The 13,170-nt window shown below is 44.6% G+C and carries 14 protein-coding genes; 9 read left to right on the top strand and 5 right to left on the bottom strand.

Features of this window, described 5'->3' with window-relative positions; genetic code table 11:
* On the bottom strand, nt 1-2,529 hold a 2,529-nt coding region (locus HWQ36_RS22485), incomplete at its 3' end, for an FG-GAP-like repeat-containing protein (RefSeq protein ID WP_292706634.1).
* A 333-nt stretch (nt 2,530-2,862) separates the two neighbouring features.
* Between HWQ36_RS22485 and HWQ36_RS22480 the strand changes: the two genes are divergently transcribed.
* From HWQ36_RS22480 to rimM, 5 genes are all read left to right on the top strand, one after another.
* Complete coding sequence (locus tag HWQ36_RS22480; RefSeq protein ID WP_292706633.1) at nt 2,863-4,050, top strand: TIGR03032 family protein; 1,188 nt, start codon at nt 2,863-2,865, stop codon at nt 4,048-4,050.
* 321 nt (nt 4,051-4,371) lie between these two features.
* Nucleotides 4,372-4,494 (top strand): tetratricopeptide repeat protein, encoded by a 123-nt coding sequence (locus HWQ36_RS22475; RefSeq protein WP_292706631.1) that lies wholly within the window; start codon nt 4,372-4,374, stop codon nt 4,492-4,494.
* A 47-nt stretch (nt 4,495-4,541) separates the two neighbouring features.
* Nucleotides 4,542-4,631, top strand: a complete 90-nt coding sequence (locus tag HWQ36_RS22470) for a hypothetical protein (protein ID WP_292706630.1) — start codon at nt 4,542-4,544, stop codon at nt 4,629-4,631.
* Between the two features lie 309 nt (nt 4,632-4,940).
* Entirely contained in the window at nt 4,941-6,224 is a 1,284-nt protein-coding gene (locus tag HWQ36_RS22465) for a valine--pyruvate transaminase (RefSeq protein ID WP_292706628.1), read from the top strand.
* A 128-nt stretch (nt 6,225-6,352) separates the two neighbouring features.
* Nucleotides 6,353-6,940, top strand: coding sequence for a ribosome maturation factor RimM (rimM, locus tag HWQ36_RS22460; RefSeq protein WP_292706627.1), 588 nt, complete (start codon nt 6,353-6,355; stop codon nt 6,938-6,940).
* 251 nt (nt 6,941-7,191) lie between these two features.
* On the opposite strand, the gene HWQ36_RS22455 is transcribed toward rimM, so the two are convergent.
* A complete protein-coding gene (locus HWQ36_RS22455) occupies nt 7,192-7,983 on the bottom strand; it encodes a DUF2993 domain-containing protein (protein ID WP_292706625.1) in 792 nt (263 codons plus the stop codon).
* 202 nt (nt 7,984-8,185) lie between these two features.
* Between HWQ36_RS22455 and HWQ36_RS22450 the strand changes: the two genes are divergently transcribed.
* Genes HWQ36_RS22450 through HWQ36_RS22440 form a run of 3 tightly spaced genes read left to right on the top strand, consistent with a single transcriptional unit; the run spans nt 8,186 to nt 10,489 of the window.
* A complete protein-coding gene (locus HWQ36_RS22450) occupies nt 8,186-9,715 on the top strand; it encodes a hypothetical protein (protein ID WP_292706623.1) in 1,530 nt (509 codons plus the stop codon).
* An 11-nt stretch (nt 9,716-9,726) separates the two neighbouring features.
* The gene (locus tag HWQ36_RS22445; protein WP_292706622.1) at nt 9,727-9,852 is read left to right on the top strand and encodes a hypothetical protein; all 126 of its coding nucleotides are present in this window, start codon (nt 9,727-9,729) and stop codon (nt 9,850-9,852) included.
* 34 nt (nt 9,853-9,886) lie between these two features.
* The gene (locus HWQ36_RS22440; RefSeq protein WP_292706620.1) at nt 9,887-10,489 is read left to right on the top strand and encodes a Uma2 family endonuclease; all 603 of its coding nucleotides are present in this window, start codon (nt 9,887-9,889) and stop codon (nt 10,487-10,489) included.
* 60 nt (nt 10,490-10,549) lie between these two features.
* Here the strand turns inward: HWQ36_RS22440 and HWQ36_RS22435 are convergent, their stop codons facing one another.
* Both HWQ36_RS22435 and HWQ36_RS22430 read right to left on the bottom strand, forming a co-directional pair.
* The gene (locus tag HWQ36_RS22435; protein WP_292706618.1) at nt 10,550-10,684 is read right to left on the bottom strand and encodes a hypothetical protein; all 135 of its coding nucleotides are present in this window, start codon (nt 10,682-10,684) and stop codon (nt 10,550-10,552) included.
* A gap of 2 nt (nt 10,685-10,686) precedes the next feature.
* The gene (locus HWQ36_RS22430) at nt 10,687-11,298 is read right to left on the bottom strand and encodes a hypothetical protein (protein ID WP_292706616.1); all 612 of its coding nucleotides are present in this window, start codon (nt 11,296-11,298) and stop codon (nt 10,687-10,689) included.
* A 166-nt stretch (nt 11,299-11,464) separates the two neighbouring features.
* Between HWQ36_RS22430 and HWQ36_RS22425 the strand changes: the two genes are divergently transcribed.
* The gene (locus HWQ36_RS22425) at nt 11,465-11,719 is read left to right on the top strand and encodes a hypothetical protein (RefSeq protein WP_292706614.1); all 255 of its coding nucleotides are present in this window, start codon (nt 11,465-11,467) and stop codon (nt 11,717-11,719) included.
* A gap of 64 nt (nt 11,720-11,783) precedes the next feature.
* On the opposite strand, the gene HWQ36_RS22420 is transcribed toward HWQ36_RS22425, so the two are convergent.
* The gene (locus HWQ36_RS22420) at nt 11,784-13,034 is read right to left on the bottom strand and encodes a competence/damage-inducible protein A (RefSeq protein ID WP_292706613.1); all 1,251 of its coding nucleotides are present in this window, start codon (nt 13,032-13,034) and stop codon (nt 11,784-11,786) included.
* Between the last annotated feature and the right edge of the window lie 136 nt (nt 13,035-13,170).

Raw genomic sequence — 13,170 nt, 5'->3', positions numbered from 1 at the left:
CTTGCCGTCGCCGTTGAAGTCTCCAACTGTTACTGAGCGGGGAGCAGTGCCGACGGAGAAGTTGGTGGCGGTGCCAAAGCCCCCTGTGCCGTTACCTAGCAGCACGGAGACGTTGTTGCTGTTTGTGTTAGCGGCAGCCAAGTCGAGCTTGCCGTCGCCGTTGAAGTCTCCAACTGTTACTGAGGTGGGAGTAGTGCCAACGGAGAAGTTGGTGAGGGAGCCAAAGCCCCCTGTGCCGTTACCTAGCAGCACGGAGACGTTGTTGCTGTTTATGTTAGCGGCAGCCAAGTCGAGCTTGCCGTCGCCGTTGAAGTCTCCTACTGTTACTGAAAAGGAAGTAGTGCTGACGGAGAAGTTGGTGGCGGTGCCAAAGCCCCCTGTGCCGTTACCTAGCAGCACGGAGACGTTGCTGCTGTAGTTGGCGGTAGCCAAATCCAGGTTGCCGTCGCCGTTGAAGTCTCCTACTGTTACTGAGCGGGGAGCAGTGCCGACGGAGAAGTTGGTGGCGGTGCCAAAGCCCCCTGTGCCGTTACCTAGCAGCACGGAGACGTTGCTGCTGTTGAGATTAGCGGCAGCCAAGTCGAGCTTGCCGTCGCCGTTGAAGTCTCCAACTGTTACTGAATAGGGATTATTACCGACGGTGAAGTTGGTGGCTGGTTGGAAATTGGCGCTGCTGTTGACACCGAGGATGTAGTCTGGGCTGGCTTCTAGGTTGACAGTGACGGTTTCGTTGGGGTCAGAGACTCCATCAGCGACAGCTGTGACTGTTAAGGTGGCGGTGGTTTCCCCGGCGGCGATGGTGAAGGTGTTGGCTGTGACAGCGGTGATATTTGTACCTGCTGCCAAGGTGTAGTCGGTGGTGGCAGTGGCGGTGCTACCTGTGGTGTTGAAGTTGACGACTAAGCCACCATCTGGGGCGGGAGTGTCGAGGGTGATGGTAAAAGTGCCATCTGTAACGCCTTCTGTGGGGTTGGTGCCTGGGGTGATGGTAATTTTGGGTGTGGTGTTCAACAGCACTGAGACATCATTGCTGCCGTTGTTAACAGCAGCCAAATCCAGCTTGCCGTCGCCGTTGAAGTCTCCCACTGTTACTGAACTGGGATTACTGCCGACGGAGAAGTCGGTGGCGGTGCCAAAGCCGCCTGTGCCGTTGCCTAGCAGCACGGAGACGGTGTTGCCGTTAGCCACAGCCAAGTCCAGCTTGCCGTCGCCGTTGAAGTCTCCCACTGTCACTGAATTGATACCACTGCCAACGGAGAAGTCGGTGGCAGTGCCAAAGCCGCCTGTGCCATTGCCTAGCAGCACGGAGACGGTGCTGCCGTTAGCCACAGCCAAGTCCAGCTTGCCGTCGTTGTTGAAGTCTCCCACTGTGACTGACTTGGGATAATTCCCAACGGAGAAGTTGGTGGCGGTGCCAAAGCCGCCTGTGCCGTTCCCCAGCAGCACGGAGACTGTGCTGCTGATGTAGAAGTTAGGAGTAGCCAAGTCCAGCTTGCCGTCGCCGTTGAAGTCTCCCACTGTAACTGAAAATGGACCACCGCCGACGGCGAAGTTGGTGGCGTTGGCAAAGCCGCCTGTGCCGTTCCCCAGCAGCACGGAGACTGTGCTGTCGTAGAAGTTAGAGATAGCCAAGTCTAGCTTGCCGTCGTTGTTGAAGTCTGCCACTATGACTGACCGGGAACCCTTGCCGACGGAGAAGTCGGTGGCGGTGTTAAAGCCGCCTGTACCGTTCCCCAGCAGCACGGAGACTGTGCCGTAGTAGTTGAGGTTAGCCACAGCCAAGTCCAGCTTGCTGTCGCCGTTGAAGTCTCCCACTGTGACTGAATTGAGATTATTCCCGACGGTGAAGTTGGTGGCAGTGTCAAAGCCGCCTGTGCCGTTCCCCAGCAGCACGGAGACGGTGTTGCTGCTGTAGTTAGCCACAGCCAAGTCCAGCTTGCCGTCGGCGTTGAAGTCTCCCACTGTGACTGAAGTAGGATTAGTGCCGACGCTGAAGTTGGTGGCGGTAGCAAAGGTGGCAAACACTCCAGGATAGGCTTCCCTAATTTCTGGTTGCAAGGCTAGGGTAGAGGCGATTTGCCCGATCTTCACCTCTAGTTCCCAGGTTCCACCTTGTTGGCTGTTGCCGATTTTTTTATTTGAGGCGGCGATGTTTGCCCTGGTGAGTTGGTGTAGCTGTTCTATGAAGGTTTTTCCGATTTCTGTGGCGGCGACTTCACACCCATAGATGAGGATTTCTGCCGCAAGCCATTGTTGTAGTTGCTGGCGATAGGTGTGGAGGTTGTCTAAATTTAGTTGACTATTACCTAGTTGCAAGCTGCCGGGGCTACCGTGGGCAATTATCTGGATACTGGCTGCCGGATAGTTGTGGCAGATGGCGCTGATTTGGGCGATGCCGTCAAGGTGTTTGTTGAGGACAGTTACTTTGGCTGTGGGTATGATGCCTTGGACGAGTATTTGATGGTCATCAATTCCAGCATCGATGATGACTAGAGTCTGCTTTGTGACGGTGGCGTTAGTAGTTGTCATGGTGTTTCAGTATTATGTTATTTACGTATTAATCCTGATAAGGAGTATCTCTAATTTAAAAAATACTTATATTTTAGTAACCTAAAATTAGTATTTTATTCTCAGTAAAATCACTAGATTTACTTGAGATGTCACCTAGTAGGTTGAGTTGAAGAACGAAACCCAACACTACATACTGTTGTCTGGCACTGAATGTTACGGACAATAAATGTTTAAACAAACTTAAAGTAACTGTTGACTTTATATCTGCTATATGTATGGTTAATAACTAAACGCCCAAAATTCTAGCGATGTTGTTCGCTAGTGTCAACAGTAAAAAATTATACTTTTCCAATGATCCGACAATCCACTGCTAAAGCTGCTCTCCCTGTAGAAATACTCGCCTCGCGTCATTTCATCGACTGGCTGCAATCGCAGCAAATTAGTCTGGCTTTCTCTACCTATCAAAGTTCGCGTCTGATGCTGTTAGGGGTGAACGCCCACGGACAATTATCGGGATTTGAGCGGTTTTTTGACCGCGCAATGGGGTTATATGCTACCCCAGAACGAATTTATCTCAGTTCTAGATCCCAACTCTGGCAGTTAGATAATGTGCTGAGTGTCGGACAACTTTATGATGGTTATGACAAGCTGTATATTCCCCGAATTGCTTATACTACTGGGGATTTAGATATTCATGATTTGGCGGTGGAAGCTGATAACGAACGCATTGTATTTATCAGTACTATATTAAATTGTCTGGCAACGGTGAGCGATCGCCATAGTTGCATTCCTTTATGGAAACCTAAGTTTATTTCTAGTTTGGTAAATGAAGATCGCTGTCACCTCAATGGTTTGGCGATGGTGGCCGGTAAACCCCGCTATGTTACCCTCTGTGGTGAATCTGATGTGGTGGATGGTTGGCGGGACAAGCGACAAGGCGGCGGTTGTATTATTGATATTCAATCTGATGAGGTAATTGCTAGGGGTTTATCTATGCCCCACGCCCCACGATTTTATCAGGGTAAGTTGTGGTTGCTGAATGCTGGCACGGGAGAATTTGGCTATATCGATTCCGGTGGAGTATTTCAGCCTGTTGCTTTTTGTCCCGGTTTTCTGCGTGGTTTGGCTTTTAGTGGCGATTATGCCATTGTCGGCTTATCTAAACCCCGCGACAAAACTTTTTCTGGTTTAAAACTGGATGAAAATTTAGTCAATAAAAAGACTGAACCCCGATGTGGGTTAATGGTGATTGACTTGAAAACGGGTCAAGTTGTCCACTGGCTACGTCTAGAAGGAGAAGTGACGGAGCTTTATGATGTGCAGGTGTTACCAGGAGTCCGTCGCCCACAAGCATTAGGATTCCAGACTGAGGAGATTCAGCAGTTGATTACCCTCGATCCACATTCACCTCTAATAGCGGGAAATGCGCCAACTGACGAGTCAGCGCCTATACAAGAATTTACTAACAACGCAAATCGGGACAACATAATCTCTGCAATCACGCCTCAGCGCTCTTCTATGACTCTGGAGAGAGAATAATCCAAGCGATTAGAAATCGCGGCTACACAAACAAAGTCCGCCTACGCGGACTAACGCCAAACATAGGGTTTCAAATTTAATCTGACGAGAGTAATAAAAGAGCGTTAAAATCAAGACTGGTCTAATTCTGATTGGTTATGGCCAATCCCCAGCCGTAGAACAACTTTATCAACAAGCATTAGCTTTACAAACACAACTACTGGTCTGTCCCATAAGTTTTGCAAGGTTTGTAGTGAGCGATTTATCGCTCAATTTTAAGCACTGAAGTGCTTACTACAAACTTTTATAACCCTTCATATTTAATGCGATAGACCACTACAATTGACAGAGGCGATCGCTTTATACGAACAAATTATCGCCCAATATCCTCAATATGCTCCCGCTTGGTATCAGTTGGGGGTAATTATTGACAATCAAGGACAAACTAATGGGGGTAATTATTGACAATCTAAGGACAAACTAACCAAGCTGTTCTGGCTTACCAACAGGCATTGACAATTAACCCTAAATATGCAAAGGCATATAATAATTTAGGTATTGTGGAAGTAGCCCAGAAAAATTTAGAAAAAGCGATCGCTTAATTTTTGCCCAATATCACACCAAAGCAGAACATTTAGCAAGACAATTGAGCGGGAGATTTAGAGGGATCTAAAACTTTTGATACCGACAAGACGACTTTTCAAACATCCTCTAAGATACGGCATTCCTCCGTCGTGAAGTTGGAAGCCCCACCCTCTAGCTTTGCTAGGCTAGGGTGGTTCACAATATCATTCTCTAGCTAAATTAGTTAAAGGCGGCAGCTGTTTTGACAACGATGTAAACTGGATGTCAGCAGTAACCCTCAAATAATTTGTCCACCTCTCGATTAATACATTATTTTGTCACAGCTTATGAACCCTGCCCTAACTCAAATTGGCGCTCAAATGTCCAACCTGACTGGCGTCAGAGCAATCATGAAGGATATTATCGAGACATTACGAGGGGGTGCAGGGCAGCAATTTATTAATTTGAGTGCTGGTAATCCATTGATTTTGCCAGAAGTAGAGCAGTTATGGCGGGATTGTACTGCACAGCTTTTGGCTAGTCCAGAATATGGTGAGGTAGTTTGTCGTTACGGTTCAAGTCAGGGCTATGCACCATTAATTGAAGCGATCGCAAACGACTTTAACAAACGCTACGGGTTAAACTTAAGCGATCGCAATATCCTCATCACACCCGGTAGTCAAAGCCTCTATTTCTACGCTGTTAATAGCTTTGGTGGTTACACCTCTAGCGGCGAGTTAAAACAAATAGTTTTGCCCCTCAGCCCTGACTACACAGGTTACGGCGGCATCTGCTTAGTTCCAAAAGCCTTAATTGCCTACAAACCAACTCTTGATATCGATGCAGCCGCTCACCGATTTAAATATCGCCCCGACTTCAGCCAACTGGCGATTACAGAAAATACGGGTTGTGTCCTCTTCTCTCGCCCCTGTAATCCCACTGGTAATGTCCTCACTGATGATGAGGTGAAGAAAATTGCTGCCCTGGCTGCGCCTTACAATCTGCCAGTGTTAATTGACTCGGCTTATGCGCCTCCCTTCCCAGCATTGAACTTTACCGAAATGACACCAGTTTTTGGTGATAATATTTTACACTGCATGAGTTTATCAAAAGCGGGATTACCAGGTGAAAGGATTGGTATAGCTATTGGGGATGAAAAGTGGATTGAAGTGCTGGAGTGTTTTCAGGCAAATATGAGCCTTCATTCTTCACGTTACGGCCAAGCGATCGCAGCTCTTGCAATTGATTCTGGTGCTTTGGTCGAAATTTCTCATACTGTCATCCGTCCCTTTTACCAAAGTAAGTTTACCGTTTTAGAAACCAGCTTAGAACAAGCGATGCCTAAAGATTTACCTTGGTTTCTCCATCGCGGTGAAGGAGCAATTTTTGCTTGGTTGTGGTTACAGGATTTACCCATCAGTGATTGGGACTTTTACCAACAATTAAAGCAAGTAGGCGTGATTATTGTCCCTGGAAGTACCTTCTTCCCCGGTTTAGAGGAAGAGTGGGCGCACAAGCACCAATGTTTCCGCATCAGCCTCACAGGTACAGATGAAGAGATAGTCACTGCTATGCAACGTTTAGCAAAAGTGGCTGAAAAAGCTTATAAAGGTGCGGCGGTGACTGCCTAATAGGGGGGAGTTATAAGTTAGGAGTTAGGAGTTATAAGTTAGGAGTTATAAGAATTCTTTCCCCAATGCCCAATGCCCAATGCCCAATGCCCAATGCCCCATGCCCAATGCCCCATGCCCAATGACAAATGACAAATGACAAATTAGATAATTGGTTAGAAATTGGTAAGATTGTTGCCCCTCAAGGATTGTCTGGAGAATTAAAGGTTTATCCTGTATCTGACTTTCCCGAAAGATTTGAAGTGCCGGGAAAACGTTGGTTGTTGCGTTTAGATGGTACAGAACCACAACCAATCGAATTATTAACAGGACGTTATATCAGTAACAAAAACTTGTATGTAATCAAATTAGCTGGTGTGGAAACTTGCGATCAAGCGGAGGCGTTGCGTGGTTGTAAGTTAATGGTACCAGCAAGCGATCGCCCCCAATTAGGCAAAGATGAATATCATGTCCTCGATTTGATTGGCGTGGAAGTCTTCATGCAAGCATCTGGCGAACTCGTGGGTACGGTGGTAGATATCATCCCCGCCGGCAATGATTTGTTAGAAGTAAAGTTCCATGAATCCTTTGCTACTGACAAAGGACAAATCACAAATGACAAAAAGCAAAAGACTGTTTTGATTCCATTTGTGGAAGCGATCGCACCAGTAGTAGACTTGAAATCTAATCGCATTGAAATTACGCCACCGCCTGGGTTATTGGAAATAAATAATTAGGTCATTCCTCGATTTGTCTTTAGCTAGTGGTCTGTCCCATTAAATTTGCAGGGTTGTAAAAGTTTGTAGTAAGCACTTCAGTGCTTAAAATTGAGCGATAAATCGCTCACTTCAAACCTTGCAAAACTTATAGGACAGACCACTAGGCGTAACCTATAATCAATAACTCCGAAATCTCTTAAAAACCTCAAAATTTTACACAAAGCTGCTCAGAAAAACTTTACTTTGATTTCTTGCGTGTTAATTTCATGTTAAGTACTTGGAATACGTTCAATCTCAGCATATCCACTGAAAATAAGTTTTTGACCTTCAGTTTCTAATCGGTTGAGCCGCATTTTCACTCCATCGAGGTCAAAACGATCCAAATCAACCATATTATCTAAAATTTCTACCAGCGCTACGCTCAAGGTTTGCGAAATTTCCCGTTGTGCTTCTGGCACTTGGTCAAGTTCGATTTTCGGATCTTTGAAAGAAACTCGCCGCCGCCTTTCAATGCCTATACTTAAAATCATGCTCAGAGGCACGAGTTCGCCATTGTTTAAATCTGCTTTTGCTACAAGCTGTAACCGATTTTCTGGCAATAGCTGTACCTGAACTTCCGTAAAGGAAACGGGTTCACCGCCAGATAATGCCGTCAGGGAGGGTACGGTGAGGTTAAGCAGACGCTTTTTCACCAGTTCCGCACTAAAGGCTTGGTTGATGCCTGCTTCTGATAAAATTACTTGAGCGATCGCTTGAGTAGGTTGCTTAAGGCTAAGTTTGCCTCTTAAAACCGAGCCGAAGTCAATTGCCACCGCATCGGTTTCAAAAGACATCTCCTCTACCGCGAAATCTTTCCGAATCACCAAGCCACGACCGCTCATTTTGAAGCTATCAATGCTGCCTTGCAACAGTTTGCTGGAGGGGTAGCAGCGCACAAAGACTTCTACTGACTCGCTTTGGGTAAACAGGTGGCGAATCGTTTGGCTGGCGACCGTGTTGAGCATCCGCTCTCCCCAATCAGTGCCTTTAGGATCTTGTAAACCAGTAAGTCCGCCGAACATGTGGTTTTTAGTCTCTAGAAGTTCTTTGTACTTTTGTAACAAACTGTGAAGAATACAGCAAGCGATCCCGTGATTAATTGTGCTGATAGGTAGGTGTAGGATAGCTGATGGTTAGAAGTCAAATGTGTTAAATGTTACTTTTGATCTAGTGAGTGGGAATAATTGAACTAAGTTATTGCTAAGATTCTCACCACTACTAAGTATGATACAGCTAAATATTCTAGAACTTGCCAAGCAGGGTGATACAGATGCGATTAACACTCTGGTAAGTCAGTGGTTAAATTTACCCGGAATTACGCCAAAAACTAGTTTCAAACAAAATTGTCTACAGATAATGCTGGAATCGTTTGAAGTTCCAGCACAACAATTAGTAGTCCCGATTATTTGTGATGGATTAATTAATTTAGATATCCAATCTTTTAAGAGTGTCAAAATATACGGAAGAGTAACAGGTGAATATTTTCCAGATTGGCAACAAGAAATTGAGTTAGAAGCGCTAATAAATTCAACTGTATTACCACCTCAAACAAATATTGAAGTGGAATCTTCAATTGTCATTAATAAAACAACAGATAATAAATTAACTGTACAAAAACCATCTTTTTTGGGTTCATTGTTTGGAGCAGTAACAGGAACAGCCGGAGCCGTTGGAGGTGCTGCTGTTCAAGCTGGACAAGCTGCTACAGGAGCAGCTATAGGCATCAGTGGGACTATTGGAGGTGCTGCTGTTCAAGCAGGGCAAGCTGTTACAGGAACGGCTGTAAGTATTGGCGGTGCAATTGGTGGTGCAGCTTTTCAGGCAACACAAATTGCAGGTCAAGCATTAGCAATAGTTGGTAATAATCCCCAATTGCAAGTAGCAATAAAATCTCTAAATCAAGATTGGTTAAATCCATTAATTCAACAAGTTGATTTAGTTAAAGCTGAGACTGCCGTCAGAAAGTTACAGCAAGAACATCCAAATCAACAACCAGCACAAATTGCCCATCATCTTATGCTGGAAAAAGCTGTTTTAGTAGGAGGAACAGGGCTTGCTAGTAGTCTTGCGCCCGGACAAGCAGCTGCAATGTTTGTAGTAGATTGGGCTGCTACATCTGCATTATCAGTGGAGTTAGTCTATCAAATTGCTGCTGCCTATGGAATGGATTTAAAAGATTCCGAGCGCAGAGCAGAGGCAGTAGCAATTTTTGGTTTAGGGGTAAGTGGAAAAACAGCAATCAAAGCAGGTTTGGGTTTACTACGAAATTTGCCAGTAGCGGGAGCCGTCATTGGTGCTAGTTCAAATGCAGTAATGATATACGCATTAGGTTATGCAGCTTGTCAGTTTTATGAAGCAAAGCAGAATCTATCAACTTTAGAGGCAACATTAGTAGATGCTCAACTAAAGAGCGGAAAATTTCTCGAAGCCGCTATTTCTCAAGAAAAGATTATGGATCAGATTTTGGTTCATATTGTCTTAGCAGGTAATCCAGATAAATCTTGGGAAGATATTTTGTCAGAATTACAAGCTGCGAATCTTAGTTCTGCCTCAATCGATGCGATCGCAGCTAATATCAAATCTCCACCATCTTTAGAAACCTTACTTGAGCAAATTAATAGTGATTTTGCTGTCCCTTTATTAGCGCAATGCCAAAAAATTGCTCATCTCGATGGAGTAATTACGCCAGAAGAAACTAAGGTGTTAGAAACGATTAACAAAAAGTTAACCCGTGATTTAGCTACAATCAAGTAATCTGAAGATTGGTGTTAATATTTTTTAGCAAAGGCGATCGCAACCTCTATACAAAAGTGCGATCGCCAGTTCGCCATAGTGACGCATTTACTTTAAACTATGGAAATGAATGCAAATGGTTTTTAGAATCTGTGTAGAGCTTCCAGATAAGCGTAGGTTTGAGACAAAACAGTGACACAAGCCAAAACACCTCGAGCCATTGCAGTTAATATTCCACCAACGCTAACACTTACAGTCACCCATGAGCAGTTAGTTGAGTTGGCGATCGCTAACCGAGATTTACAACTAGAACGAACTGTGACAGGAGAGCTAATTGTTATGGCTCCAACTGGAGGTACTACAGGAAATAGGAATTTAGATATCGAAGGACAACTATGGCTTTGGAACCGTCAAACAAGACTTGGTAAGACATTTAACTCTTCGACAGGTTTTCACCTCCCTAACGGGGCCGATCGCTCTCCCGATGCAGCTTGGGTAGGTCAAGACAGATGGGACGCACTCACTCCAGAACAGCAAGATGGATTTGTCCCTCTTTGTCCTGATTTTGTACTGGAACTGCGTTCTAAAAATGACAATATGAAACCCCTACGAGCCAAAATGAAAGAATATATGGAAAACGGAGCTTGTTTAGGTTGGTTAATTGACCGAAAAAACAAAAAGGTAGAGATTTATAGGCAAGGCCAGTCTGTGGAAGTTATAGATAATCCCCTAAGCTTGTCAGGAGAAGATATATTGCCTGGGTTTATCCTAGATTTGACCGAGGTTTGGAAATGATTTTGAAAATGCTATCTAAGCCAGTGCTTTTTCATACACTTTGTCTCCTGCTATAGTCTGTTATGAAGCGATCGCAACACGAAGTGCTTCCTCTTCAGTTAAACCAAATGCTGAACAGTGTTTCAAATCAGGAATATCAGCAATATAGCCCTTATCTTCTTCACTATAGAAAATATTAATGTAATACTGTTTCATTCTTAGCTCAGTATCGCCACCAAAATCCGAAGTAAGTCCTCTATGTCAGCAGGAACACGATATAAATTGAGGTCTTGAGTTATTTGTCTACTTTCTCGATTCAATAGAGCAAATTGCCAGATATCTCCTGTAGAAACAGCCCCTTGTAAATTTTGCTCTTGAGAGTCAGTCCACGCATCAATAGCAATCAGTTCTACAGCAAGCTGGGTAAAGCCCCTAGCTAAATCGGCATTTTTAGCTTCCACAACTAAGAGTTTACGGTCTGCGTGCAAATAATAATCAAGGGAACCTTTTAATTGTTCTGTAACAATTAAAGGATATTCAATTCTAAGTTGGGCGCGAGTGTAATGAATAATATCCAATAAAATTGGGGCAATTAGTAACTCTCTGCGGGCTGCTTCACTAGTCAAACTAATATATGGCAAACTCTCTTCAATCCTAGATTTGAGGTTTGCGAGTCTGTCTAATTCAATGGTGGACTTTTGTTGATTGAGAGAGGAACGTTTTAAAGAATAGCCAAATTCAGCCAGTATGTCTTCTGGCTCAAATAACATCTCAAAATAGCTTCTGAAAGTGTACGAGTTATTTGGCTGGAGGATAGGAATTTTGCTCATAGCTTTTAATGTAAGATGATTATGTTAAACGTTTTGGACATAAGTCACACAGTTTTAATGCCTGTCATTGAATCTAACAACTCTTTGCCAATTTCCCATCGGGAATCTGTAAAAATCCTGATCGTTGGCTCCCGTTGAGGTATCAACAGGATTATTTAAAATATTAATGAAAGCTAAACTTTACGATCAAATAAAAACATTGGCACAAGTGCAACCAGATTTTGCCGACCAGATGATTCCTAAAAATACACTCGGAAGAATTGTAGAATGCTACGAAAATCCTGAAGGTTATGCAGTTGATATTGCCATACCCAATCAAAAGTTAGTTGGAGGCTATGAATACGTCAATGTTATTCTTACTGCTGACCAATTTGTGCTTGTCAATACTGTCTCGCAACCACTGAATGTTGTTACTCAGTAATGGCAAAACCCGATTAGGTCATGTGTACGAGGATAGAGACGCGGATACGCGCTCTATAAGTTACCTACCTCGTCAACAACTTCCTTCGCAGATTATCCAACGCTGCATTCGCACTGACATAACGAATTAGAGCGCGTCCTCGTACTGTACCAAACTGATATTCAAAACTTGTCACTTCATCCTTTGGCCCAGCTAAACCAACGTAAACTAAACCTACGGGCTTAGTATCTGTCCCTCCAGTTGGGCCAGCAATACCAGTAATACTCAATCCCCAAGTTGTTGTAAGGCGAGTTTTGACTCGAATTGCCATTTGCTCTGCAACAGTAGCACTTACCGCCCCAAATTTATCTAAATCTTCCTGGTTAACCCCCAGCAGCCTAACCTTCACCGAATTGTCATAAGAAATTACTCCACCCCAAAAGTAATCAGAACTCCCTGAAATCTCAGTCAACATTTGCCCTAAACCGCCACCAGTGCAAGATTCTGCCACCGAAAGCGTTTCTTTTGATGCCCGCAATAACTCACCAACAACAGAAGCAGGAGTATCAGTATTAACGCCGTAAAAATCTAGTCCGGCAATTTCTTTAAGTTGTTTCTCAATGGGCGCAATTAGGGCTTCTGCGGCTGCTTCGGAAGTGGCTTTAGCAGAAACTCGCAATCTTACTTCCCCCTTACCTGCATAAGGGGCGACTGTGGGATTGGGCAACTTCAAATAAGAAGCAACCTTTTCCGCCAAAGCAGATTCACCAATACCCCAAAACTTTAAACTCCGACTGTGAATAATTTCTTTACCCCAACCTTGATTTTTGAGAAATGGGACGGCTGTTTCTTCCCACATTGGGTACATTTCACTGGGAACACCGGGAAAGGTAAAAATCGTGATTTCAGGACGGGGTTGCCAAATGATACCGGGTGCTGTTCCTGTCGGGTTGGGGAGAATTTCTGCACCTTGGGGAATCAAAGCTTGTTTGCGGTTACTTGGTGACATCACTCGACCGCGTTGCGCGAATTTCTGGGTTATATCTTCGATGATTTCTGGGTTTTCTACCAAAGGGGTTTTAAAAAAATCGGCGATGGTTTCGCAGGTGAGATCGTCTGGTGTAGGGCCGAGTCCACCAGTGAAAATGAGAATTTGCGCTCTGGAAATAGCAATTTCTATAACTTGCTTCAACCGTTCTGGATTATCCCCAACCACTGTTTGATAGTAGTGGGGAATACCTAGCTGCGCTAATTGTTGCGCTAAAAATTGAGCATTGCCGTTGAGGATATCTCCCAACAGCAGTTCGGTGCCAACACAAATAATTTCTGCACTCATTGGATTGGGAGTAGGGAGTGGGGAATGGAGCGGGGGATGAGGGGGCAGGGAGCAGGGGAAGCAGGGGAAGCAGGGGAAGCAGGGGGAGCAGGGGGACAAGGAGGACAAGGGGGAATTATTAAAATTAAGTCTCTCC

This window comes from Nostoc sp. NMS2 (assembly GCF_017115105.1).
Taxonomy (GTDB): domain Bacteria; phylum Cyanobacteriota; class Cyanobacteriia; order Cyanobacteriales; family Nostocaceae; genus Nostoc.
This window is presented reverse-complemented; position numbering and strand designations above follow the sequence as displayed.